Genomic DNA, 22,288 nt, shown 5'->3' on the forward strand with positions numbered 1-22,288 from the left:
CCCGCGCGCTTAGCAGGGGCCTGTGCCGGGGGCAATGGCCGCGCCGCGCGGCCCGGGGCAAGCCGCTATTTGAAGTTGCGCGGAAACATGCCTATGTTGGCGGGAACATCGTCCCGAACAAAGGGTATAGCCTTCCGTGTACGTGATCGTCATCCTCGCCATGATCGCCGGCTTCCTGGCGCTGCGGCTCTATTCCGTGCTCGGCAAGCGCACGGGGCATGAGCAGGAGCCCGCGCCGCGCGCGGCTGACGAGCGCCCGAAGGTGACGGTGCTGCAACCGGGGCCTGTGGCCCAGCAGGGCAGCGACTCGGTGCGCCTCGCTGAAGGGTTGATCGCGCCGGGCGCGGAAAGCGGCGTCCGCGCGCTGATCGCCGCCGACCGCAGCTTCGACGTGCCGCAGTTCGTGGAAGGCGCGAAGAGCGCCTATCGCATGGTGCTGGAGGCCTTCTGGCGCGGCGACCGCGACGAACTGGCCTGGTTGTGCGATCCCGAAGTGCAGGCGTCGTTCGAGGAAGCGATCGCCGCACGCGAGGCGGAGGGCCATGTGCTCGACAACCGCCTCGTCCGCATCGAAAAGGCGCAGATCGTCGAAGCGCGCATGGACGGCCGCATTGCAGAGGTCGCGCTGCGGTTCGAGGCGGACATCGCCGCCGTCACCCGCGACAAGGACGGCAATGTCGTCGCCGGTTCGCTGACCGATGCGGTCGGCACACGCGACATCTGGACCTTCACCCGCGACATCCGCAGCGCGGACCCCAACTGGAAGCTCAGCGAAACCGACGAAGCCTGAGAGGCGCGGCCGTGACGCGCCTTCCGTCGATTGCCTCGCCGGTCGCGGCGCTGCTTCTGTCCGCCTGCGCGGGCGGCGTCATTCCGCCCTCGGCGGGCGGTCCCGCACCCGCCCGGCCTTCGCCTTCCGCTCAGGCGACGCGTCCGGTTCCTGCCACGCCCCGTCCGGCGCTGCCGGTCGACCTTCCGGCGCAACCCGCAGCCGACACCAGCACGGCCGCCGGCCTCGGCGTCACGCGCGGCCCCGACATCGCCAGCCTCATCCCTTCGGGCGAGCGCTCCCGCCTCGCGCTTCAGGCCTTCCGCCTGTCCTGCCCCACGCTCATGCGCCGCACCGACGGCAGCGGCCTGACGCGCGGATCGGACTGGAACAATGCCTGCGCCGCCGCGTCCAGCTGGCCCGAAGCGTCCGCCGCCGAATTCTTCTCCCGCTATTTCGAAGCGGTGCAGGTGGGCGACGGCAAGGCGTTCGTCACCGGCTATTACGAGCCGGAAATCGCCGGGTCGCGCACCCGCCAGCCCGGCTATGACGTCCCCATCTACAAGCGCCCCTCCGACCTGATCGACGTCGATCTCGGCCAGTTCAGCGACAGCCTGAAAGGCCGCTCGATCCGCGGCAAGGTGCAGGGCACCAAATTCATCCCCTATGACGATCGCGCGCAGATCGTCAGCGGCTCGCTCGCCGGCCGCGGCCTCGAACTCGCCTGGGCGGCGGATCCGGTCGAATTCTTCTTCCTTCAGGTGCAGGGGTCGGGGCGGCTGCGGCTGCCCGACGGCGGCGTCATGCGCATCGGCTATGACGGGCAGAACGGTCGCGACTATACCGGCATTGGCAAGCTGATGAAGGATCGCGGCCTGATCCAGGCCGGATCGATGCAGGACATAATGCAATATCTGCGCGCCAACCCGGTCGAGGGCGCGGGAATCATGAACGAGAATAAGAGCTTCGTCTTCTTCCGCGAGCTGACCGGCGCCGGCCCCATCGGCGCGCTCGGCATCGCCGTCACGCCCGAAGCCACCGTCGCCGCCGACCCCAAATTCGTGCCCTTGGGCGCGCCGATCCTCCTCTCGCTCGACCGGGCCGAACCAAACGGCGTCTGGATTGCGCAGGACACCGGCGGCGCGATCAAGGGCGCCAACCGCTTCGACAGCTTCTGGGGCGCGGGCGATCGCGCGCGCGGCATTGCCGGCGGCATGTCGGGCCGGGGCAGCGCGCTCATCCTGCTGCCGATCGGATCGACGGCGCGCCTCACCGGGCGCTGAGGCCATGGCCCGGCGGCGCCTGTCCCCGGACGAACAGGCGCTCTGGAGCGCGCTGACCCGCTCCGTCCGCCCGATCCGCCCCGGCCAGCGCCAGCCGCCGGCTCCGTTGCCGACCACTCCGGATTCATCCGTTCCGGTTTCTGCTGCACCTGCGATAAAATCGCCCCCGCGCACCCAAGCAATGCCGCCCCCGCGCGTCCCTGCGGCCGTGCTCGACAGCGGCTGGGAACGCCGCATCCGCAGCGGCGCGATCATCCCGGACATGAGCATCGACCTGCACGGCCACAGCCTGGCCGCCGCCCACGGTCGCTTGGATCAGGCGATTGCCGCAGCGCTGGCGCGGGATGCGCGCGTCCTGCTGGTGGTCACGGGCAAGCCGCGCGCCGCTCCGGCCTCCGGCGCATCCCGCCGCGGCGCGATCCGGGCCGAAATCGGCCATTGGCTGGACGTCAGCCCCCATGCCGACCGCATCGCCAGCGTCCGCATCGCCCATCCCCGTCATGGCGGCGACGGGGCACTCTACCTGATTTTGCGTCGCAAAAAATAAGGGCGTTTCGGCCCGCCGCGATGATCCTTTTTTAACCACTGTCCATCATCATCGGTCGATCGGGCGCTCAATGGCGGGCGCCGATCTTTCTTATCAGGAGGCAGATGCAGGGCGTGACGTTGACGAGCCGCGCCACCGCCTTTGCCTGCGCCGCGGGCGCGCTGGTGTTCATCCTGTCACTGGTGCTGGGCTATACGCCGGGCCAGCAGGATGACTTGGCGCAGGTCGGCCGCGCACTGATCATCGCCATCCTGTGCGGCACGCTCAGCTGGGCGTCGGCCCGCCGCGCCATCACGGCCGCCGCGAAGGCCATCGATGCGGCGACCGAACGGTTGCTGTCCGCCGCTCATGGCGACCTGCAATCGGGCGTCGCGCGGGAAATCGGGCATGAACTGCCCGACCTCTCGGTCGCGATGCAGAGCCTGTTCAGCCAGGTCCGCACCAATCTCGACCATGTGCAGAATCTCGCCCTGTTCGACCAGATCACCGGCCTCGCCAACCGCATCAGCTTCTGCCGGCAGGTCGAGCGGCTGCTCGCCGAGCATGAAGGCGGCGAAGGCCTGCCCACCCTGTTCTTCATCGATCTGGACGGGTTCAAGGCCGTCAACGACACGCTGGGCCATGCCGCCGGCGACCAGCTCCTCTCCCGCGTGGGCGGCCGCTTGCGCGAAGTGGTAATGGCGCAGGTCAGCAATGGCGAGGGCGACGCCGTGATCGGCCGCCTGGCCGGCGACGAATTCACGCTCTTCTTCCCCGCCCTCAACGGCCTCGCCGTGGCGCAGCGGATAGCGCGCGCGGTCCAGTTCGCGCTCGGCGAACGGTTCGATCTCGGCAGCCAGCATGTCGAGCTGGGCGCGTCGATCGGCATCGCCTGCTATCCCGATCATGGCGACACGCTCGCCGGGCTGCTGCGTTCGGCGGACATCGCCATGTATAATGCCAAGCGGAGCGGACGCGGCCGCGCGGAGGTCTATACCGACGCGCTGGCGCTGGAGGCGCAGGACCGGGCCGAGCTGGAGCGCGACCTGCTGATCGGTCTGCAACGCGACGAATTCCTGCTGGAATTCCAGCCTCAGGTCGACGTCGCCAGCGGCCGCGCCGTGGCGGCCGAAGCGCTGGTGCGCTGGGCGCATCCAGAACGCGATCTCGTCATGCCAGGCGCGTTCGTGCCGATGGCGGAGGAAAGCGGGGCGATCGTCGCGCTGGGCGACTGGGTGATGGGCAAGGTGTGCGAAACGGCGGCGCGCTGGTCGCGATCCGGAATCGATCAGCGCATCGCGATCAACATCTCGACCCGCGAACTGGGCCAGCCCGACTTCTTCCTGCGCCTGCGCCACGCGATGAGCGGCCATGGCGCGCCGCCCGCCATGCTGGAACTGGAGATCACCGAATCGCTGGCGATGGAGATGGAGCCGCGCGTGCTGGAGCAGCTGCGCGCCTTGCGAAAGGACGGCGCATTCGTCGCCATCGACGATTTCGGCACCGGCTATTCCAACCTGTCGCGGCTGAAGGAATTGCCCGTCGACCGGGTGAAGATCGACCGCAGCCTCGTGCGCGACATCGCCATATCGGCGGAGGCGCGGACCATCTGTTCCGCCGTCGTCGGCCTGATCCAGGGCCTGGGCATGGAAGTGGTGGTGGAAGGGATCGAAAGCCAGGCGCAGATGGACGTGCTGCGCGTCATCGGCTGCACCCTGTTTCAGGGCTATCATCTCGCCCGGCCCACCGACGAACAGGATTATCTGGCGCGCTACGCCTTGGTCCCCATGATCACGCGCAACGCCGGCTGATCGCTTGGCGCGCGCCGGTTCAGCGCAGCGCCCGCTCCACGATCCGCGCGTAGATCTCCGTCAGCGCGCGCAGGTCCGCCACCGCCACCGCCTCGTCCAGCTTGTGCATCGTTGCGTTGCAGAGGCCAAACTCCACCACCGGGCACAGCCGCGACAGGAACCGCGCGTCGGACGTGCCTCCGGTCGTCGACAATTCCGTCTCCACCCCCGTCACGTCGCGGATCGCCCCGCGCACCAGGTCGGACAGCGCGCCCGGCTCCGTCAGGAAGGCTTCGCCGCTGATCTTCGCCTCCACCGTGCCGCCTTCGGGAGCGGCGATGGCCCTCACTCGCTCGATCAGCGACGCGCCGCTGTGCCGGTCGTTGAAGCGGATGGAAATGCGCGCCGTCGCGCCCGCCGGGATCACATTATGCGCGGGATTGCCGACCTCCAGATCGGTGATCTCGATATTGCTGGGCTGGAACCAGTCGGTCCCCTCGTCCAGCACTTCCGCCTCGATCGCCGTCAGGATGCGCACCAGCCTGGGGATCGGATTGTCGGCCAGATGCGGGTAGGCGACATGCCCCTGCACGCCGGCCACGCTGATCCACATATTGACCGACCCGCGCCGGCCGATCTTGACTACATCGCCCAGCCGCGCCGACGATGTCGGCTCGCCCACCAGGCACAGGTCCGGGCGCAGCTCGCGCGCCGCCATCCGGTCCATCAGCGCCAGCGTGCCATGGGTGGCCGGCCCTTCCTCGTCGCCGGTGATGATCAGGCTGATCGTCCCGGGCAGGTCGTCGGGCAGCGCGCCGAGCGCCGCGACGAAGGCCGCGATCGCGCCCTTCATGTCCACCGCGCCGCGTCCGTAGAGCAGATCGCCACGGATTTCCGGCGCGAAGGGGTCGCTGGTCCATCCCGCGCCCGGCGGGACCACGTCCAGATGCCCGGCAAAGGCGAAATGCGGCCCCGGCCCGGTCGTCCGCCACGCCAGCAGGTTCTCGACCGGGCCGTCCGGCGATTCGCCCGCCAGAAAGCGATCGACCGTGAAGCCCAGCGGCGTCAGCATCGCTTCCAGCGCGTCGAACACGGCCCCGGTCGCGGGCGTGACGGATGGACAGGCCAGCAGGTGCTGCGCCAGGGCCAGGACGTCGTCATTGGTGCTGGTCATGCTCATCGCGTCGGGTTAGCGAAAGCATCGGCCTTTGGCCAGCGGCAGGAGGAGGCCCCCATGCCCCGTATCGAACTGGACGGCATCGCGCAGACCAACAGCACCAACTATCCGGCGGAACATGCCGCGATGGTTGCGCAGCGATGGGTGCGGCGGCTTGGGCCTGCCAGCGGCCTGTCGGATTTCGGCGTCAGCCATGTGGTACTGAAACCCGGTGGCGGGTCGTCGCACCGCCACTGGCATGAGGATGAGGATGAATTCGTCGTGCTGCTGTCGGGGGAGGCCGTGCTGGTGGAGGATGGCGGCCGCACGCCGATGCGCGCGGGCGACATGGCCGCCTTCCCGAAGGGCGAGCCCGACGGCCATCATCTGCTCAACGAAGGGCAGGAGGACTGCGTCTTCCTCGCCTTTGGCCGCCCGCCCCGGGGCGATTGCCATTATCCCGATATCGACATGTGCTTCTCGCAGGGGCGCTATCGGCGGCGGGACGGGAGCTTCTATTGATGCGTCCTGTCGACCGGAGGACATGGCTGGCGGGCATGGGCGCGATGCTCGCAACACCGGCATGGGGCAGCGCGGCGGAGGCAGCGTCCGCTCCGGTCAAGCCGCCCCGGCTGCGGCCCGGCGACACGGTGGGCCTGATCGAACCGGCGGGCTTCGTCGACGATGCGTTCGACCTCGATCTCGTCCGCGAAACGATCCGCGCCATGGGGCTGAAGCCCAAGGACGCGCCGCACCTTGCGGGCCGCTACGGCTATCTGGCGGGGTCGGACAGGGATCGCGCGGCCGATATCAACGCCCTCTATGCCGATCCCGACGTCCGCGCCGTCTTCGCGGTGCGCGGCGGCTGGGGCTGCGCGCGCATTCTGCCGCTGCTCGATTTCGCGACGATCCGCCGCCATCCCAAGCTGCTGGTCGGTTTTTCCGACATAACTGCGCTGCATCTGGCTTTCGCGGCAAAGGCGGGCTTCACCACGGTCCACGGCCCCAACGCGTCGAGCAGCTGGGGCCAGTTCAGCTGGGACGCGTTCCGCGCCATCGCCTTCGACGGCGCGACCCCGACGCTCAGCACGCCTGCGGGGCATGAGGACCGCCTCGTGCAGCGCGCCGGACGCATCCGCACCTTCCGACCCGGCGTGGCGCGCGGGCGGCTCTTGGGCGGCAATCTCTCCGTCCTCGCCGCGCTGATGGGCACGCCCTGGCTGCCCGATTTCACGGGCGCGATCCTCTTCATCGAGGATGTGAGCGAACAGCCCTATCGCATCGACCGGATGCTCACCCAACTGGCGCTCGCCGGCCTGCTCGGCCGGGTGAAGGGCGTCATCTTCGGCCAGTGCAGCGACTGCGGCCCGGCGGGCGGCAGCTATGGCGGCTTCACCCTGTCCGAAGTGCTCCAGCAACATTTGGAGCCGCTCGGCATCCCCGCCTTTCAGGGCGGCCAGTTCGGTCATGTCGCCAACCAGTATAGCCTGCCGCTCGGCATAGAGGCGGAAATGGACGCGAGCGCGGGCACGATCCGGCTGCTGGAACCCGCCGTCGCCTGACGGCCCTTGCGCCTGCGACCTGAGCGCCTATCCTGCCCCGACATGATGATCGACCCGCTCGTCCTGTTGCAGGCCTATTCCATCGGCGTTTTCCCCATGGCGGACGATCGCGACGCGGAGGAGGTCTATTGGGTCGAGCCCAAGCGCCGCGCGATCCTCCCGCTGAACGGCTTCCATCTGTCCCACTCACTGGCGAAGGTCGTCCGCCGCGATCGCTTCCGTGTCACCGCCAACCGCGCCTTCGCGCAGATCCTCGCGCTCTGCGCCGAAAGCGCGGAGGACCGCCCCGCCACCTGGATCAACCACGCGATCGAGAGCGCCTACCGCCACCTGCACGAACGCGGCTACGCCCATTCTATCGAGGTCTGGGAGGGCGAGGCGCTGGTCGGCGGCCTCTACGGCGTCGCGCTCGGCCGTGCCTTCTTCGGCGAATCGATGGTGTCGCGCCGCACCGACGCGTCGAAGGTCGCGCTCGCCTGGCTGGTCGCGCGGATGCGCTTCGCCGGCTTCACCCTGCTCGACTGCCAGTTCATGACCGACCATCTGCGCTCATTGGGCGCGGTGGAGATCGCCCAGCGCGACTATCTTCAGTTGCTGGGCGCGGCGGTGGAGGGCGTGGCGCTCGGCGCGGGGGTCGCGCTGTCCGGCTCGGGCGCGGCCGCCTCGCTCGCATTCGATCCGCTTGCTCTCGAACCTGCCGAAACCGGCTCGCCCTTGCCGCCCAGCTTCACCGTGTCCGGCCCGCTTTCGGGCCATTCCATCGCACAGCTTCTGACCCACACGTCATAGACCGGGTGCTGCACCACATTGCGGTCCGGCCGGTCGCGGAACAGCCAGCCCGAAAAGGCGCGCCGCCACTTGCCGTCGCTGCTCGACCGCACGTCCAGCTGCACGAAAGCGCCGGTTTCCTGGATATTCTCCCACGGCGCGGTCGTCTCGCACGCCTGCAACCGCACGATCGCATCGCCCACGCGCAGCGCTTCGCCCGGCTTCATCGTCAGGTCGCGGGTCAGCCCGTTGCGCTTGTTGAGCAGGCCGATGACAGCGCTCCGCTGCGCCATGGGCGTACCCGATTCCGCCTGCGCGGCCACGCTGCGGATCGGGCTGCCCTCCACCTTGACCGGGCCGGACTGGTTCGCGCTCGGCATATTGTCGCCGCCGCATGCCGTGATCGCCAGCGTGCAGCAGAGCAGGGGGACCATGTGCAGGATCGGCGGAACCAGCCCCGCCGGACGCCGGATCATGCCGCGTCGGGGCTCCACGCTTCATAATCGCCGGTCGCCTTCTGGCGCAGGCCGCCCTTCTCCAGGGCGCCCGACGGGCGATAGGCGTTGGGCGTGCCCGTGGCGTTGGGCGTATAGTCCTTTTCCCAGATGCGCGGCGGCGGCAGGAAGCTCTCGGGCGCACCCTCGATCGTGTTGTGCAGCCAGCCATGCCATTCGGCGGGCACCCGGCTGGCGTCGTTCGCGCCGTTGTAGATCACCCAGCGGCGGGGATTGCCGTCGATGCCGACGCCGCCTTCATAATAGATATTGCCCTGATGGTCCTCGCCCACCTTCTTGCCCTTGCGGGCGGTGAAGAGCGATGTGCCGATGGTGGCGCCGTTCCACCAGGTGAAGATGCTAGCCAGGATTCCCATGGGGGAAGCGCTTAGCCGCTGCGATCCGCGCGGGCAAGGGGGGTGTCGGACGGACAGAAATTGAGGTCGGTGGCGCGCTTGTCCTGCGGCACGGCGCAACCGCCCCAGGCGACCCGGTCGCCTTCCGCGATGCCCAGCTCCGCCGCGCGCCCGCCGCGCAGTTCCAGCACCGCCGCCACCGGCACTCCCGCCGATACGGGCGTGCGGTCATAGGGCTGGGCCTGCGCCTTGATGAACGCGATTGTGCCGTCGGTGTGGACGAACAGCAGGTCAAGCGGGATCAGCGTGTCCTTCATCCAGAAACTCGCCGTGCGCGGCGGCTCCATCGGAAACAGCATCCCGCCATCCGCCGCCAGTTCCTTGCGGAACATCAGCCCCGTCTGCTGCTCCTGCGGGGTACGCGCCACCTCCACGTCGAACCGGTGGACCCCCTTGGCGCCGCGGATCAGCACCGGCAGCAAGGCAGGCGCGGCCCGCGCTGCCGCCGCATCGTCGGCCACCGGCTTGGATTGTGAACAGGCGGCCAGCAGGCCAAGGGCAAGAAAGGCGGCAAAACGCATCATGCCCGACGCTTAGCGGGATTTGGGGGCGATGGGGAGGGGATCGGAAAGGGGGATTGCAAACGCGCAGCAATCAACGTCGCCCCGGACTTGATCCGGGGCCCCGCTGCCTGTCTGTCGGACGCCTGCTCGCCAAGGAAGCGGGGCCCCGGGCCAAGCCCGGGGCGACGAGAAGGAAATCGCCCGTCCGCAAATCCCCTTTCCTAATAGGATTTCCTCTGCTCCACCCTGTTGGATGGAACCGCAACCCACCAATCCGCCCGCGCCCGGCGCGACCGATCCCACCCGCCGTGCGCGCTGGACGCCGGAGCGGCAGCGCCGCTTCCTCACCGTCCTGCTCGCCACCGGTAATGTCACGCGCGCCGCGCGCTCGGCCGGCATGTCGCCGGCCAGCGCCCATCGCCTGCGCCGCCGCCTTGCCGGCACGCCCTTCGACCGGACCTGGGCCAATGCGCTGGCGCTCCATGCGCAGAGCATGGCCGATCCCTTCGCCGACGCCTCCCGGCCAGCCCGAAAAGCCGTGACCCAACCGGCGCGCGGGTGACGCGCGACCGGTGCAAGGCAATGACCTTTCCGGCGCATCGGCGTGACGAAGGGGAAGCGTCGCGGACGCCTCCCAGCCGCGTCACGCGGAATTTCGGCGGAAACGCGTTGCCTGTAACGGTGTGAACTTCGGGGGCGTGACCCGGCTATGACCTTGAGTCCGGCTCCTCCTCGTCCCCCATCTCCTCGCCCGGCGCGGCATCGACCCAGCGCCTTGCTATGGCATAGTCATGGCCCGCGCGCAGGAAGGCGGCGATGGCCTTCTCCCGCTGCTTCGGGTCCAGCGGGGCAGGGGCGTATGGGCCGATCCGCTTGCGCCGCGCGAAGCGGTCGGCCGCCGCCCAGCGGTCCGCCGCCACCTGCGCGTCCGCCTGTTGCCGGTCGTCCTCCGCGATGCCGGCGGCGCGCAGTTCCTCCGCCACCCGTCGCGCTCCATAGCCGCGCCGGCCGAGCGCCGCGCTCTTCATCGCGGCATAGCCCGCATCGTCGATATAGCGCAGATCGACGAAGCGCTCGACCAGCGCCTGCGGGTCGGCGGGCCGCTCGCCGCCCCATCCGCGCTCGCGCAACTTGCGGTGCAGATAGGCCAGCAGCTTGCCCCGGCTGGTCGCGAAACGCGCGACATGGCGCAGCGCAAGCTCGCGCAGCGCGTCCTCGTCCAGCGGGGCGGGCGGGCGTTTGCCGGTCATGGGACGGGACCATGGCCCAAGCGCCATCTTTATGCCACAGTCGGGCCGGAATTTTACCGCGCCTTGTCGGCTAAAGGTCGATGCTGGAGTGGAATAGGCGGTGCAAGCGGCGGCCAAAGCTGCTAGCGGCCGACTTTTCACCAAACTGCAGAGACATTGGGTCAACCAATATGACGGGTTCGCAAGACATGATGGCTCAGACGCCGACCACCGACGATCTGCCGCGCCGCTTCTCCGATTTCGGGACGCTGGGCGAAGCGCTGGATTATGCGGCGCGTGGGCGGAGGGGCCTGAATTTCCACGACGCCCGCGGCAATCTGGCGCGGCCCTACCCGTTTTCCGAACTGCGCGCCGACGCCGTCGCCTGCGCCCATCGCCTGATCGCCCATGGCGTCAAGCCGCAGGACCGGGTGGCGCTCGTCGCCGAAACCGGCGCGGACTTCGCGCAGCTCTTCTTCGGCATCGTCTATGCCGGCGCCTGGCCGGTGCCGCTGCCGCTGCCGACCAGCTTCGGCGGCAAGGAAAGCTATATCGACCAGTTGAATGTCCAGCTGACGAGCTGCGACCCGATGCTCTTCCTCTTCCCGCAGGAACTGGCGGAAATGGCAGGAGAAGCCGGCCGCCAGCGCGGCGTCGAAAGCATCGCGTTCGAGGATTTCATCGCCCTGAACGCCCCCGCCGCCGACCTGCCCCAGGCGCAGCCGGACGAGATCGCCTATCTCCAATATAGCAGTGGCTCCACCCGCTTCCCGCACGGCGTCGCGGTCACCCACCATGCGCTGCTCAGCAACCTGTCGGCGCACAGCCATGGGATGCAGGTGCAGGACAGCGACCGCTGCATCAGCTGGCTGCCCTGGTATCATGACATGGGCCTGGTCGGCTGCTTCTTGTCGGTCGTCGCGAACCAGGTGTCGACCGATTATATGAAGACGGAGGATTTCGCTCGCCGTCCGCTCGCCTGGCTCGACCTCATCAGCCGGAACGAAGGCACCTCGATCAGCTATTCGCCGACCTTCGGCTACGACATCTGCGCCCGCCGCATGTCCAGCCAGACCAAGGCGGCCGACCGCTTCGACCTGTCGCGCTGGCGGCTCGCGGGCAACGGCGCGGACATGATCCGTCCCGACGTCATGCAGAGCTTCGTCGACGCCTTCGCCGACGCGGGTTTCTCGCCCAAGGCGTTCCTGCCCAGCTACGGCCTGGCCGAAGCGACGCTCGCCGTCACCATCATGCCGCCGGGCGAAGGGATCATCGTCGAACTGGTCGAGGAAACCGACCTGTCGGGCGGCGACGCGCCTGAAGGGCGGCCGCAGCGCTTCCGCTCGATCGTCAATTGCGGCAAGCCCGCCAAGGACATGGTCGTGGAAATCCGGGACGAGGATGGCGCGCCGCTGGGCGAACGGCAGATCGGCAAGGTGTGGACCACCGGCCCGTCCTTGATGGTGGGCTATTTCCGCGACGATGCCGCGACGGCGGCCTGCATGGTCGACGGCTGGCTCGACACGGGCGATATGGGCTACCTGTCCGACGGCTATCTCTACATCGTCGGCCGCGCCAAGGACATGATCATCATCAACGGCAAGAATCACTGGCCGCAGGACATCGAATGGGCGGTGGAACAGCTGCCCGGCTTCAAGCAGGGCGACATCGCCGCCTTCGCGATCACCACGCCGGGCGGCGAGGAAGCGCCCGCCGTCCTCGTCCATTGCCGCACCTCGGACAATGAGGAACGCTCCCGCCTGCGCGACCAGATCCGCGAACGGGTGCGCGCGATCACCGGCATGAACTGCGTCGTGGAACTGGTGCCGCCGCGCACCCTGCCGCGCACCAGTTCGGGCAAGCTGAGCCGGTCGAAGGCGCGCAACCTCTATCTCACTGGCGAGATCCGGCCCTACGATATCGCCGCCTGACGCCGGGGATATTCAGCGCGCGAGGAGGAGCCGCTCCACCTCGGTCCACAGCGCCCCGAACGCCTGCGCGGGCGGGGAGGCAGGAGCGAAGGCGCCCAGCGGCTTGCGCCGCACGGTCATCTGCTCGATCGTGCTCGCCATCGGGATCGCGTGCCAGTCCGGCTGCGCCTCCAGCGCCGACCGATGCAGCGCGCGCCGGCGATCGACCATGGAGTAAACCGGCAGGATCGGCGCATGGCTCCCCCCGCGCTGCACCAGGTAGCGGGCCACTTCGCCCATCGCCCGCTGCGACAAGGGCGAAGGGATGACAGGGATGACGATCAGGTCGGCGGCGCGCAGCACCTGCTCGCTGGTCTCCGTAAGGCCCGGCGGGCAGTCGAGAATGATCCGATCATAATCCTTGCCCAGGCTGTCGATCAGCCTGGCGAGGCGCTTCTTCTTGTCCATTTCGCGGAACAGATGGTCGAGGCCACGAAGCGACGTATCGGCCGCGATCAGGTCGAGCCCCGGCACGGCGGAGGGCTGGATCAGCTTCCTGACCTCCACATCCTTGCTGAAGATCGCCTGCGCGGCGTCCCGCCCCTTGCTGTCGCTGGACAGCAGCCAGCTGGACGCCGCCTGCGGATCGAGATCCCACAGCAGGGTGCGGCGCTTCGATATGGCCGCGGATGCCCAGGCGAGGTTGACGGAGAAGGTCGTCTTTCCGACGCCGCCCTTCAGGCTGTAGACGGCGATGGTCGCCAATGCCGGATCCTTTGCCATGGACGAAAGGCTAGGCCTTCCGCCGATCAAAGCAAGGCTGAAATCACGGCACTGTTACAGAGGTGTGACGACGGGCGAGGCGCACCTGACAACGCTAGAGAATTTCCTGAACCTTGTCCTGCGGGCGGCAGAAGCGGACGCCCTTGTCGGTTTCGACGAAGGGGCGGTTCACATAGGCCGGGTTGGCGGCCATGGCGTCGAGAATGGCGTCGTCGCTCATCTGCGGCAGGCCCTTTTCCTCCGCGTCGGTCCCCATCTTGCGGATCGCCTCCGCCGGGGTCAGCCCCGCGTCGTGGATCAACTGCGCGATTTTTCCGCGAGTGTAGGGCGTCTTCAGATACTCGATCACCTCGACATCGACGCCCGGTGTTTCCTGAAGGATGGCGAGCGTCTTGCGAGAGGTGCCGCAGGCGGGATTATGCCAGATCGTGGCTTTCATGCCTCAGCCTTCCTGCTTGGCCAGTTGGCTTGCGCGTTCGGGGAAAAACATCCCCCGGATGCTTTTCTTACCCCTCACGTTCAAGCCAATCCTCCAGCCATTTGATCGTGTAGTTGCCATCCAGGAAATCGGGATCGGTCAGCAACGCCTGGTGCAAAGGGATGGTGGTCTTCATCCCTTCGATCACATATTCCTCCAGCGCGCGGCGCAGGCGCATGATCGCGCCTTCGCGGGTGCGGCCATAGACGATCAGCTTGCCGATCATGGAGTCGTAATAGGGCGGCACCTTATAGCCCTGATAAAGGCCGCTATCGACGCGCACGTGCATCCCGCCTGGTACATGATAGCTGGTGACGGTGCCCGGCGAAGGCGCGAAGGTGCGCGGGTCTTCGGCGTTGATGCGGCATTCGATAGCGTGGCCGGTGAAGCGTATGTCTTCTTGAATCACGGAAAGCGGCCGCCCTTCGGCGACGCGGATCTGTTCGCGTACCAGGTCGAGCCCGGTGATCATCTCCGTCACCGGATGCTCGACCTGAAGCCGAGTGTTCATTTCGATGAAGTAGAATTCGCCATTTTCCCAAAGGAACTCGATCGTGCCCGCGCCGCGATAGCCCATGTCGGCCATCGCTTTGGCACAGACGCCGCCGATCCGCTCCCGCTCGGCCTGGGAGAGGACAGGCGAGGGCGCTTCCTCCAGCACTTTCTGATGCCGGCGCTGGAGCGAGCAGTCGCGTTCGCCAAGGTGAATCGCGTTGCCGTTGCCGTCGCCGAATACCTGAATTTCGATGTGACGCGGGTTGCCGAGATATTTTTCGATATAGACGGTCGCGTCGCCGAAGGCGGCCTTCGCCTCGCTGCCGGCTTGGCTCATCAGCGTTTCAAGTTGGTCGGGCGAATTGCAGACCTTCATGCCGCGCCCGCCGCCGCCCGATGCGGCCTTGATGATGACGGGGTAGCCGGCCTTCTCCGCGATGGCGCGCGCTTCCTCGACATCGCTGACCGCGCCGTCCGATCCCGGGACCAGCGGCAAGCCGAGCGCGCCAGCCGTGCGCTTCGCCTCGATCTTGTCACCCATGGTGCGGATATGTTCGGGCTTGGGGCCGACGAACTTGATGCCATGCGCTTCGACGATCTCGGCAAACTTGGCGTTTTCGCTGAGGAAGCCATAGCCCGGATGAATCGCATCCGCCCCGCTGATCTCCGCCGCGGAGATGATGGCGGCGACGTTGAGATAGCTGTCGCGAGCGGCGGGCGGGCCAATGCAGATGGCTTCGTCGGCAAGGCGGACGTGCATAGCGTCGGCGTCGGCGGTGGAGTGCACCGCGACGGTCTTGATGCCCATTTCGTGGCAGGCGCGGTGGATGCGGAGCGCGATCTCGCCGCGATTGGCGATCAGCAGCTTTTCGATGGCCATGGGTGCAGCGGCCTTATTCGATGACGATCAGCGGCTGGTCATATTCGACCGGCTGGCCGTTATCGACCAGGATGGCCTTGATCGTGCCGGCGCTCGGGGCGGGAATGGCGTTCATGACCTTCATGGCTTCGACGATCAGGATCGTGTCGCCCGCATTCACCTGCGCGCCGACCCGCGCGAACGGGGCAGCGCCGGGTTCGGCGGCGAGATAGGCGGTGCCGACGATCGGCGACTTGACGACGTTGCCCGAAGGCAGGGCCGGCTCAGCCGCAGGCGCGGCCGGAGCAGCGCTCGTGACCGGGGCAGGCGCGGCGACGGGCGCGGGCGCATAGACGGCGGCAGGGGCAGCGCCGGCCTTGCGCGCGACGCGAATCTTCCTGTCGCCATCCTCTACTTCGATCTCGGTCAGGTTGGTGTCGTCGAGCAGCGCGGCCAGATCCCGCACCAGCTGAACATCCACCTGCATCGCGCCCTTGTCATGCTTTTCGTTCATATGAAGTCCCTGAACGGTGAAACTCGTTTCCGATCGCCGCGCCTATGCGCATTTGCGCCAAAGCGCAACTTTCGTGCGCCGGGCCGACCCAGGCTAAAGTTCCAGCGCCGCTTCCAGCGCCAGCATATAGGACAGGGCGCCAAACCCCGCGATCGTCCCCTTTGCTGCCATGCCGACATAGCTTTTGTGGCGGAATTCGTCGCGCTTGTGCGGGTTGGAGAGATGGACTTCGATCACGGGCACCGCGATGCCCTTGATCGCGTCGTGTATCGCGACGGAGGTGTGGGTGAAGGCGGCGGCGTTCAGGATCACCGCATGCACGCTCTCCGCCTGCGCTTCCTGCAGCCAGTCCACCAGATGCCCTTCATGATTGGATTGGCGGAAGTCCAGTTCCACATGCGCGCGGGCCGCGGCATCCTCCATCCGTTCGGCAATGTCGTCCAGCGTGTCATAGCCGTAAATCTCCGGCTCGCGGGTGCCCAGCATGTTGATGTTGGGACCGTTCAGCACATAGATTTTGCGTGCGTCGGTCAAAGGCTGTCCCCTTCTGCGGTTGCGACCGGGACGGACCCGCCCCTATATGCGCGACGATCCTTAGCCTTTCCTGTCTCGGCTCGTCGAGACTCCTTCGTCATCGGGACACGTATCGTGAGCATAGACGGCACCCTTTCCATCCGCATCAATGGCGAGCATCGCCGCGTCCGCGACGGGCTGACCTTGGCCGATCTGGCGAGCGAACTAGGTTTCGTGCCGGAAAAGGTGGCGGTGGAGCGCAATCTGGAGGTCGTGCCGCGATCGACCCTGGCCCAGGTGAAGGTCGAGGATGGCGACGAGCTGGAGATCGTGCATTTCGTTGGCGGCGGCGACGTTGCGCCCGCTGAAGACGATAGCTGGACCGTGGCGGGCAAGACTTTCCGTTCGCGCCTGATCGTGGGGACGGGCAAGTATAAGAGCTTCGAGCAGAATGCAGCGGCGCTGGCCGCGTCCGGCGCGGAGATCGTCACCGTGGCGGTGCGGCGCGTGAATGTGAGCGACCCCAAGGCACCGATGCTGACCGACTATATCGACCCGAAGAAAGTCACTTACCTCCCCAACACGGCCGGCTGCTTTACCGGAGAGGATGCGATCAGGACGCTGCGACTGGCGCGCGAGGCGGGCGGGTGGGATCTCGTCAAGCTGGAGGTGTTGGGCGAGGCGCGCACCCTCTATCCCGACATGGTCGAGACGCTGCGCGCGACGGAAATACTCGCCAAGGAAGGCTTCAAGCCGATGGTCTATTGCGTCGACGATCCGATCGCCGCGAAGCGGCTGGAGGATGCGGGCGCGGTTGCGATCATGCCGCTGGGCGCGCCGATCGGATCGGGTCTTGGCATCCAGAACCGGGTCACCATCCGCCTGATCGTGGAGGGGACGAAGCTGCCGGTGCTGGTCGATGCAGGCGTGGGCACCGCGTCGGAGGCGGCGCAGGCAATGGAGCTTGGCTGCACCGGCGTCCTCATGAACACGGCGATTGCCGAAGCGAAAGACCCGGTGCTGATGGCCGCGGCGATGAAGGCGGGGGTGGAAGCGGGCCGCATGGCCTATCGCGCGGGGCGGATGAGCAAGCGGATGTATGCCGATCCGTCCAGTCCGCTCGCTGGCCTGATCTAGGCGGTAGCGCGCAGGTCCAAGCGGCTGGCGCGGTCGAAGACGGTCAGGATTAGTGGATCGGCCTCGGCCGCGCGGATCGCGGCATGGAACTCGATCTGCGGCATGGCGGGCGCGTCCGGCAGCGGCGCGAGCCTGCCTTCCGCCACATGATGGCGCACCATCGGCTCCGGGAAGATGCCGATACCGCCGCCCGCCAGCACGATGTCGATCATCGCGCGGACATTGTTGCAGAGGTTGACCGGCCATTCGGCCAGCCGTGACGCGGCAATGGCCTCCTTCATGATGCGGTAGAGCGGCGACAGGTTGGAGAGCGACCAGATCGGCGTGTCGCCGCCGATCCGGTCGAGGATCATGGGCGACGTCAGCCATAGGAGGTCGACACCGCCGATCGCCGCCGTCTGCAGCATCGGATGGGAGACCCTGCCCGCGGCGAAGGCGATGTCCGCATGACCGGACGCAAGCTGCTGGATGAGGTCGGCGGTGAGCGCGACGTCGATCTCCAGCGACACGCGCGGAAGGTCGCGCCCCAGCGCCGCGACGAAGCCCGGCAGGCAACTCGCTGCCGCGATCTCTCCCGCGCCGATGCGCACCACGCCGGTCGCCCCGGAAATGTCGCTGCATCCCATCAAGACGCCCTGGAAGCGCGCCCACAGCGGTTCGCTTTCCCGCACCAGTTCGCGACCCGCCGGGGTGAGCGCCATGGTGCGTCCCTCGCGCCGGAACAGGGCGGTGCCCAGATGTCCTTCCAGTTCGCGGACGCGGGCGGAGATGGCCGGTTGCGTCGTGTTGAGGCGCGCGGCGGCGGCGGCAAAGGTGCCCAGCCGTGCGATCCACAGCAATGTTTCCAGATGGTAGAAGGCGATGCGATTGATAGCCATTGCTTGTGCTTAACTGAAAAAACAAATCATTGGTATTGATCGGTTCGGGGGCATAAACCCTCGCCAGATTGAGGAGGATGTAGGCCGATGGTGAACAAGCTCTACCCCGATGCCGCCGCTGCTCTGGACGGGCTGCTGTTCGACGGCATGCATCTGTGTGCGGGCGGTTTCGGGCTATGCGGCATCCCCGAGCGGCTGATCGACGCGATCCGCGATTCGGGCGTGAAGGATTTGACCATTGCCTCCAACAATGCCGGGATAGACGGCGAGGGATTGGGCAAGCTGCTCCGCACCCGACAGGTGAAGAAGATGATTTCTTCCTACGTCGGCGAGAATAAGGAGTTTGAGCGCCAGTTCCTCGCAGGCGAACTGGAGGTGGAATTCTGCCCCCAGGGGACATTGGCCGAACGCTGCCGCGCTGGCGGGGCCGGCATCCCTGGCTTCTACACCAAGACCGGCGTCGGCACGCAGGTGGCCGAGGGCAAGGAAGTCAAGACTTTCGACGGGCAGGATTACATCCTGGAGCGCGGCATCTTCGCCGACGTGGCGGTCATCAAGGGGTGGAAGGCGGACGAGAGCGGCAACCTCATCTTTCGCAAGACGGCGCGCAACTTCAACCAGCCGATGGCGACCGCCGCGAAAATCTGCGTCGCGGAAGTCGAGGAAGTGGTGCCGACCGGCACCCTCGATCCCGACGCGATCCATCTGCCCGGCATCTATGTGAAGCGCATGATCGTGGGCGCGCCGTACGAGAAGAAGATCGAATTCCGCACGACCCGTCCGCGCGAGGCTGCGTGATGCGCTTTGCAGGCGTGGCGGTGATGGCGCTGGCGAGCCTGTCGGCCTGCGCGCCCACGGCGAACCTGGCGACCTCCGCGCCCGCGCCCGCGAGCGCAGACCCGCCGGCCGGGATGCAATATCTCTATGGATCGGGTGAAGCGGCGGCGATCTCGGCGCAGGCGTGGCAGGCGTTGGCGGCCTATGTCGCGGACAGGATGAAGGTGCGCCCGACAGACAGCGTGGTGCTGGCGGACGGGGCCAGCCTCACCGCACCGCGCTTCGTTGCCTGTGGGGCCAAGCCCTATGCGGCCGTGTTCGATGTGGACGAGACGGTGGTGCTCAATATCGGCTTCGAATATCATGACGCGCGCACCGGCAAGGGCTGGAACGCGGCCGATTGGGACGCATGGGAGAAGACGGGCGAGGGTGCGGTGGCGGCTGTCCCGGGCGCGGCCGAGGGCGTCGCAAAGCTCCGCGCCATGGGCGTGGCGGTCATCTTCAACACCAACCGGGCGGCCGCCAATGCGGACGCCACGGCGCGCGCGATCAAGGCGGCCGGTTTGGGTGATGCCGTGCATGGCGAGACGCTCTACCTTGCCGGTGACGACGCAATGGGCAGCCGCAAGGATGGACGACGCGCAACGATAGCGGCGAAATATTGCGTACTGGCTCTTGGCGGCGACCAGCTGGGCGATTTTTCCGATCTGTTCAACGTAGCCGGGCAGGGCGTGGCGGCGCGGCGCGCGCTGACGACCGAAACACCTGTTTCGACGCTATGGGGTCGCGGCTGGTTCGTGCTGCCCAACCCCGTTTACGGCACAGCCTTGAAGGGCGGCTATGACGATGTGTTTCCAATGGACAAAAGGTGGGAACTGCCCGCTGGTGGAGGGAAGAACTGATGCCCTGGACTCGTGACGAGATGGCCGCGCGGGCGGCGAAGGAACTCAAGGACGGCTTCTACGTGAACCTTGGCATCGGCATTCCGACGCTGGTGGCGAACCATATTCCAGCTGGCGTGGAAGTAACACTCCAGTCGGAAAACGGCATGTTGGGGATCGGTCCCTTTCCGTATGAGGGCGAGGAAGATCCGGACCTTATCAACGCGGGCAAGCAGACGATCAGCGAACTGCCGCAGTCCGCCTATTTTTCCAGCGCCGACAGCTTCGCGATGATCCGGGGCGGGCATATCGACCTCACCGTGCTGGGCGCGATGGAGGTCGCGGAAAATGGCGACATCGCCAACTGGATGATCCCCGGCAAGATGATCAAGGGCATGGGCGGGGCGATGGACCTGGTCGCAGGCGTCAAGAAGATCATCGTCGTAATGGAGCACACGTCCAAAGATGGCAGCCCCAAGTTCATCCCGGCCTGCACCCTGCCGCTGACGGGCAAGAACGTCGTGGACATGATCGTGACGGATCTTTGCGTCTTCCAGCGTCCTGACCATGACAGCCCGTTCAAGCTGGTCGAGCTTGCCCCCGGCGTGACGGCGGAGGAAGTCGCTGCTAAGACGAGCGCCCATTATCTCAGCTAGGTCGCGCACATGAGCCTCGACGGCACTTATGACGAGGGCAATGTGTTTGCCCTCATTCTTGAAAGCAAGATTCCCTGCACCCGGCTATATGAGGACGAACACACTCTGTCTTTCCTCGACATCATGCCGCAGACGAAGGGGCATGCGCTGGTCATTTCCAAATGGTCCAGGGCGCGCAACCTGCTCGACATGGAAGACGAGGCGCTGGCGCAGGTGATGGCGACGGCGAAGAAGGTCGCTACCGCGATCCGCGACGCGCTGAAGCCCGACGGCATCCAGATCGCGCAGTTCAACGGCGCGCCAGCCGGCCAAACCATCTTCCACATGCATGTGCATATCCTGCCCCGCTGGTCCGGCGAGCCGATCGGCTTCGTGCCGCATGGGCAAGGGGCGCAGGCGGATGGCGAGCAGTTGCAGGCGCTGGCGCAAGAGATTCGCGCATATCTCTGATGCGGGATTGCTTCGTGGCAAGTCTGTGCCAAAGCCGCTGACATGGTATTACGCCCTTTCAATGCGCCCGGTGCGCGTCTGGCCCTAAAGAGCAAGCGCCCCGCCACGCTTCCGGCAGCGCAGGCAGGCGAGAGCGAGGTCATCCTGGATGTTTCGCGCCTGCTGTCGCGCGCCTTCCATCCTTCGCCCACGGGCATCGACCGCGTCGAATATGTCTATGCCCGCGAATTGCTGGAAAGGATGCCCGACCGGCTGTCTTTCGCCGCGGTACACCCGGCCGGCGGCTATTATGGCCGCCTGAGCACCGCCGCCGTCCGCCAGTTCCTGGCCTTCACTGCAGCGAAATGGCGCAATGCAGGCGTCGAGGACGATGGAGAGGGCCGGGCGGCTGTGATCCGCCATATGTTCGCCACCCGCCCGCGACCGGTTCCCCGCCCGACGCGTCCGCGCATCTACCTGCAGGTATCGCCGCACCACTTGGACGACCATGATCAGGTCGGCGCGATCCTCCGGGCCGAAGGGGCGAGGCTGGTGACGCTAGTCCATGACGTCATCCCGCTCAGCCACCCGGAATTTGCGCGGCCGCAGGGGGCAACCGAACATCGCAAGCGGGTGCGGACGATCGACAGCTTCGCGGCGGGCATCATCGGCAACAGCCAGGCCACGATCGATGCGCTTGCCCCGCACATGGTGCGCGGAATGGAAGGGCGCGTGGTGCGCGTCGCCCATTTCGGCGCGGATGCACCCGACATTTTCGGTGCGAAGGGCGAGGAACTGCCGGACCGGCCTTATTTCGTCTACATTTCTACCATCGAGCCGCGGAAGAACCATCTGCTGCTGCTCAATGTTTGGCGGCGGCTGATCGAACAGCATGGGGATGCCGCGCCGATGCTGGTGTTGATCGGCCGGCGCGGCTGGGAAAATGAGAATGTCATCGACATATTGGAGCGGGGCGAGGCGCTGCGCGGACATGTGATCGAGGCGGGCGAGGTGTCGGACAACCGCATGCACGCGCTGATGGCCGGCGCGCGGGCGATGTTGATGCCGTCCTTCGTCGAAGGGTTCGGCATGCCGGTGGTGGAAGCGCTGGCTGCGGGCGTTCCCGTGATATGCAGCGACATCTCCGCCCACCGCGAGGTGGGAGGGGACGCGCCCGACTATCTCGATCCGCTCGACGGGCTCGGGTGGCTGCGCGCCGTTAGTGCCTATGCGCAGGCGGTTTCACCCGAGCGCGACGCACAACTGGAGCGGCTCCAGGAGTGGCGCGCCCCGACCTGGCGCCTCTATTTCGACATAGTGGAAGAATTGCTTGAGCAGTTGGACCTTTCCGCGGGTTGACCTTCTTTGATGCCTGGATCATGCAATTAATCATGGAAGTGACGATGCAAAATGGGGCGCTGGCGTCGTCGGTCTCGGTTCGCAGATTCGGACTGCAGCATCCTTCGATGCGAAGCATCTTGC

At 66.8% G+C, this 22,288-nt stretch carries 25 protein-coding genes and 1 pseudogene; 15 read left to right on the forward strand and 11 right to left on the reverse strand.

Annotated elements, in window-relative coordinates; translation table 11 throughout:
* The first annotated feature begins 136 nt into the window (after positions 1-136).
* The 4 genes from ACFQ24_RS17340 (at position 137) to ACFQ24_RS17355 (ending at position 4,389) form a co-directional block, all read left to right on the forward strand.
* Entirely contained in the window at positions 137-790 is a 654-nt protein-coding gene (locus tag ACFQ24_RS17340) for a Tim44/TimA family putative adaptor protein (protein WP_380913488.1), read from the forward strand.
* A gap of 11 nt (positions 791-801) precedes the next feature.
* Positions 802-2,052: a murein transglycosylase A gene (locus ACFQ24_RS17345; RefSeq protein WP_380913490.1), complete on the forward strand. Its 1,251-nt coding sequence runs from the start codon at positions 802-804 to the stop codon at positions 2,050-2,052.
* Positions 2,053-2,056: 4 nt separating this feature from the next.
* Positions 2,057-2,599, forward strand: coding sequence for a Smr/MutS family protein (locus ACFQ24_RS17350; protein ID WP_380913492.1), 543 nt, complete (start codon positions 2,057-2,059; stop codon positions 2,597-2,599).
* A 104-nt stretch (positions 2,600-2,703) separates the two neighbouring features.
* On the forward strand, positions 2,704-4,389 hold the full coding sequence (locus ACFQ24_RS17355; protein ID WP_380913494.1) for a putative bifunctional diguanylate cyclase/phosphodiesterase: 1,686 nt from the start codon (positions 2,704-2,706) through the stop codon (positions 4,387-4,389).
* Between the two features lie 19 nt (positions 4,390-4,408).
* On the opposite strand, the gene dapE is transcribed toward ACFQ24_RS17355, so the two are convergent.
* On the reverse strand, positions 4,409-5,548 hold the full coding sequence (gene dapE, locus ACFQ24_RS17360) for a succinyl-diaminopimelate desuccinylase (protein ID WP_380913496.1): 1,140 nt from the start codon (positions 5,546-5,548) through the stop codon (positions 4,409-4,411).
* Positions 5,549-5,602: 54 nt separating this feature from the next.
* Here dapE and ACFQ24_RS17365 point away from each other — a divergent pair, with 54 nt between their 5' ends.
* The 3 genes from ACFQ24_RS17365 to aat are packed head-to-tail and all read left to right on the forward strand — an operon-like array spanning position 5,603 to position 7,875.
* A complete protein-coding gene (locus ACFQ24_RS17365; protein ID WP_380913498.1) occupies positions 5,603-6,046 on the forward strand; it encodes a cupin domain-containing protein in 444 nt (147 codons plus the stop codon).
* Entirely contained in the window at positions 6,046-7,086 is a 1,041-nt protein-coding gene (locus ACFQ24_RS17370) for a S66 peptidase family protein (RefSeq protein WP_380913500.1), read from the forward strand. Before ACFQ24_RS17365 ends, ACFQ24_RS17370 begins: the two co-directional genes overlap by 1 nt.
* Before the next feature lie 42 nt (positions 7,087-7,128).
* Positions 7,129-7,875 (forward strand): leucyl/phenylalanyl-tRNA--protein transferase, encoded by a 747-nt coding sequence (gene aat, locus ACFQ24_RS17375; protein WP_380913502.1) that lies wholly within the window; start codon positions 7,129-7,131, stop codon positions 7,873-7,875.
* A gap of 35 nt (positions 7,876-7,910) precedes the next feature.
* Here aat and ACFQ24_RS17380 read toward each other — a convergent pair.
* The 3 genes and pseudogenes from ACFQ24_RS17380 to ACFQ24_RS17390 all read right to left on the reverse strand — a co-directional run.
* Positions 7,911-8,330, reverse strand: a pseudogene (locus tag ACFQ24_RS17380) (DUF2155 domain-containing protein); the annotation flags it as partial.
* The gene (locus tag ACFQ24_RS17385; protein ID WP_380913504.1) at positions 8,327-8,725 is read right to left on the reverse strand and encodes an NADH:ubiquinone oxidoreductase subunit NDUFA12; all 399 of its coding nucleotides are present in this window, start codon (positions 8,723-8,725) and stop codon (positions 8,327-8,329) included. The pseudogene ACFQ24_RS17380 and the gene ACFQ24_RS17385, both read right to left, overlap by 4 nt.
* Before the next feature lie 11 nt (positions 8,726-8,736).
* Positions 8,737-9,288: a DUF192 domain-containing protein gene (locus ACFQ24_RS17390; protein WP_380913506.1), complete on the reverse strand. Its 552-nt coding sequence runs from the start codon at positions 9,286-9,288 to the stop codon at positions 8,737-8,739.
* Between the two features lie 232 nt (positions 9,289-9,520).
* Here ACFQ24_RS17390 and ACFQ24_RS17395 point away from each other — a divergent pair, with 232 nt between their 5' ends.
* Positions 9,521-9,829, forward strand: a complete 309-nt coding sequence (locus tag ACFQ24_RS17395; protein WP_380913508.1) for a LysR family transcriptional regulator — start codon at positions 9,521-9,523, stop codon at positions 9,827-9,829.
* A 145-nt stretch (positions 9,830-9,974) separates the two neighbouring features.
* On the opposite strand, the gene ACFQ24_RS17400 is transcribed toward ACFQ24_RS17395, so the two are convergent.
* Positions 9,975-10,517 (reverse strand): regulatory protein RecX, encoded by a 543-nt coding sequence (locus tag ACFQ24_RS17400; protein WP_380913510.1) that lies wholly within the window; start codon positions 10,515-10,517, stop codon positions 9,975-9,977.
* 188 nt (positions 10,518-10,705) lie between these two features.
* Between ACFQ24_RS17400 and ACFQ24_RS17405 the strand changes: the two genes are divergently transcribed.
* Positions 10,706-12,427 (forward strand): fatty acyl-AMP ligase, encoded by a 1,722-nt coding sequence (locus tag ACFQ24_RS17405; protein ID WP_380913512.1) that lies wholly within the window; start codon positions 10,706-10,708, stop codon positions 12,425-12,427.
* Between the two features lie 12 nt (positions 12,428-12,439).
* Here the strand turns inward: ACFQ24_RS17405 and ACFQ24_RS17410 are convergent, their stop codons facing one another.
* The 5 genes from ACFQ24_RS17410 to aroQ form a co-directional block, all read right to left on the reverse strand.
* The gene (locus tag ACFQ24_RS17410) at positions 12,440-13,189 is read right to left on the reverse strand and encodes a ParA family protein (protein WP_380913514.1); all 750 of its coding nucleotides are present in this window, start codon (positions 13,187-13,189) and stop codon (positions 12,440-12,442) included.
* Between the two features lie 94 nt (positions 13,190-13,283).
* Complete coding sequence (locus ACFQ24_RS17415) at positions 13,284-13,628, reverse strand: arsenate reductase family protein (RefSeq protein WP_380913516.1); 345 nt, start codon at positions 13,626-13,628, stop codon at positions 13,284-13,286.
* A gap of 67 nt (positions 13,629-13,695) precedes the next feature.
* Positions 13,696-15,042, reverse strand: coding sequence for an acetyl-CoA carboxylase biotin carboxylase subunit (accC, locus tag ACFQ24_RS17420; protein ID WP_380913518.1), 1,347 nt, complete (start codon positions 15,040-15,042; stop codon positions 13,696-13,698).
* Between the two features lie 13 nt (positions 15,043-15,055).
* A complete protein-coding gene (gene accB / locus ACFQ24_RS17425) occupies positions 15,056-15,535 on the reverse strand; it encodes an acetyl-CoA carboxylase biotin carboxyl carrier protein (protein ID WP_380913520.1) in 480 nt (159 codons plus the stop codon).
* A gap of 93 nt (positions 15,536-15,628) precedes the next feature.
* Positions 15,629-16,069 carry a type II 3-dehydroquinate dehydratase gene (gene aroQ / locus ACFQ24_RS17430; RefSeq protein WP_380913522.1) on the reverse strand — a complete coding sequence of 147 codons (441 nt, stop codon included), beginning with the start codon at positions 16,067-16,069 and terminating at the stop codon, positions 15,629-15,631.
* Positions 16,070-16,183: 114 nt separating this feature from the next.
* On the opposite strand from aroQ, the gene thiS reads away from it, so the two are divergent.
* Positions 16,184-17,185, forward strand: coding sequence for a sulfur carrier protein ThiS (thiS, locus tag ACFQ24_RS17435; protein ID WP_380913524.1), 1,002 nt, complete (start codon positions 16,184-16,186; stop codon positions 17,183-17,185).
* Here the strand turns inward: thiS and ACFQ24_RS17440 are convergent.
* Positions 17,182-18,063, reverse strand: a complete 882-nt coding sequence (locus ACFQ24_RS17440; RefSeq protein WP_380913526.1) for a LysR family transcriptional regulator — start codon at positions 18,061-18,063, stop codon at positions 17,182-17,184. The two genes, thiS and ACFQ24_RS17440, sit on opposite strands and share 4 nt — an antisense overlap.
* Positions 18,064-18,150: 87 nt before the next feature.
* Between ACFQ24_RS17440 and ACFQ24_RS17445 the strand changes: the two genes are divergently transcribed.
* From ACFQ24_RS17445 to ACFQ24_RS17465, 5 genes are read left to right on the forward strand one after another with little or no spacing between them, the layout of a single operon-like run.
* Entirely contained in the window at positions 18,151-18,861 is a 711-nt protein-coding gene (locus tag ACFQ24_RS17445) for a CoA transferase subunit A (protein ID WP_380913528.1), read from the forward strand.
* On the forward strand, positions 18,861-19,742 hold the full coding sequence (locus tag ACFQ24_RS17450) for an HAD family acid phosphatase (RefSeq protein ID WP_380913529.1): 882 nt from the start codon (positions 18,861-18,863) through the stop codon (positions 19,740-19,742). Before ACFQ24_RS17445 ends, ACFQ24_RS17450 begins: the two co-directional genes overlap by 1 nt.
* The gene (locus ACFQ24_RS17455; RefSeq protein ID WP_380913531.1) at positions 19,742-20,377 is read left to right on the forward strand and encodes a CoA transferase subunit B; all 636 of its coding nucleotides are present in this window, start codon (positions 19,742-19,744) and stop codon (positions 20,375-20,377) included. The genes ACFQ24_RS17450 and ACFQ24_RS17455 overlap by 1 nt, the downstream gene beginning before the upstream one ends.
* Before the next feature lie 9 nt (positions 20,378-20,386).
* Positions 20,387-20,827 carry an HIT family protein gene (locus tag ACFQ24_RS17460; protein ID WP_380913533.1) on the forward strand — a complete coding sequence of 147 codons (441 nt, stop codon included), beginning with the start codon at positions 20,387-20,389 and terminating at the stop codon, positions 20,825-20,827.
* Between the two features lie 42 nt (positions 20,828-20,869).
* Positions 20,870-22,165 carry a glycosyltransferase family 4 protein gene (locus ACFQ24_RS17465; RefSeq protein WP_380913535.1) on the forward strand — a complete coding sequence of 432 codons (1,296 nt, stop codon included), beginning with the start codon at positions 20,870-20,872 and terminating at the stop codon, positions 22,163-22,165.
* Positions 22,166-22,288 lie beyond the last annotated feature (123 nt).

This window comes from Sphingobium olei (genome assembly GCF_042678845.1).
Classification (GTDB): Bacteria; Pseudomonadota; Alphaproteobacteria; order Sphingomonadales; family Sphingomonadaceae; genus Sphingobium; species Sphingobium olei.

Bases quoted from the DNA above. Each gene is read 5' to 3' on its own strand.
- ACFQ24_RS17350 (WP_380913492.1), top strand. From the start codon at position 2,057: ATGGCCCGGCGGCGCCTGTCCCCGGACGAACAGGCGCTCTGGAGCGCG.
- aat (WP_380913502.1), top strand. From the start codon at position 7,129: ATGATGATCGACCCGCTCGTCCTGTTGCAGGCCTATTCCATCGGCGTT.
- ACFQ24_RS17390 (WP_380913506.1), bottom strand. From the start codon at position 9,288: ATGATGCGTTTTGCCGCCTTTCTTGCCCTTGGCCTGCTGGCCGCCTGT.
- ACFQ24_RS17395 (WP_380913508.1), top strand. From the start codon at position 9,521: ATGGAACCGCAACCCACCAATCCGCCCGCGCCCGGCGCGACCGATCCC.
- ACFQ24_RS17465 (WP_380913535.1), top strand. From the start codon at position 20,870: ATGGTATTACGCCCTTTCAATGCGCCCGGTGCGCGTCTGGCCCTAAAG.
- ACFQ24_RS17415 (WP_380913516.1), bottom strand. From the start codon at position 13,628: ATGAAAGCCACGATCTGGCATAATCCCGCCTGCGGCACCTCTCGCAAG.
- ACFQ24_RS17365 (WP_380913498.1), top strand. From the start codon at position 5,603: ATGCCCCGTATCGAACTGGACGGCATCGCGCAGACCAACAGCACCAAC.
- ACFQ24_RS17405 (WP_380913512.1), top strand. From the start codon at position 10,706: ATGATGGCTCAGACGCCGACCACCGACGATCTGCCGCGCCGCTTCTCC.
- dapE (WP_380913496.1), bottom strand. From the start codon at position 5,548: ATGAGCATGACCAGCACCAATGACGACGTCCTGGCCCTGGCGCAGCAC.
- accB (WP_380913520.1), bottom strand. From the start codon at position 15,535: ATGAACGAAAAGCATGACAAGGGCGCGATGCAGGTGGATGTTCAGCTG.
- ACFQ24_RS17410 (WP_380913514.1), bottom strand. From the start codon at position 13,189: ATGGCAAAGGATCCGGCATTGGCGACCATCGCCGTCTACAGCCTGAAG.
- ACFQ24_RS17370 (WP_380913500.1), top strand. From the start codon at position 6,046: ATGCGTCCTGTCGACCGGAGGACATGGCTGGCGGGCATGGGCGCGATG.
- ACFQ24_RS17355 (WP_380913494.1), top strand. From the start codon at position 2,704: ATGCAGGGCGTGACGTTGACGAGCCGCGCCACCGCCTTTGCCTGCGCC.
- ACFQ24_RS17445 (WP_380913528.1), top strand. From the start codon at position 18,151: ATGGTGAACAAGCTCTACCCCGATGCCGCCGCTGCTCTGGACGGGCTG.
- ACFQ24_RS17455 (WP_380913531.1), top strand. From the start codon at position 19,742: ATGCCCTGGACTCGTGACGAGATGGCCGCGCGGGCGGCGAAGGAACTC.
- ACFQ24_RS17440 (WP_380913526.1), bottom strand. From the start codon at position 18,063: ATGGCTATCAATCGCATCGCCTTCTACCATCTGGAAACATTGCTGTGG.
- ACFQ24_RS17400 (WP_380913510.1), bottom strand. From the start codon at position 10,517: ATGACCGGCAAACGCCCGCCCGCCCCGCTGGACGAGGACGCGCTGCGC.
- accC (WP_380913518.1), bottom strand. From the start codon at position 15,042: ATGGCCATCGAAAAGCTGCTGATCGCCAATCGCGGCGAGATCGCGCTC.
- ACFQ24_RS17460 (WP_380913533.1), top strand. From the start codon at position 20,387: ATGAGCCTCGACGGCACTTATGACGAGGGCAATGTGTTTGCCCTCATT.
- ACFQ24_RS17385 (WP_380913504.1), bottom strand. From the start codon at position 8,725: ATGGGAATCCTGGCTAGCATCTTCACCTGGTGGAACGGCGCCACCATC.
- ACFQ24_RS17450 (WP_380913529.1), top strand. From the start codon at position 18,861: ATGCGCTTTGCAGGCGTGGCGGTGATGGCGCTGGCGAGCCTGTCGGCC.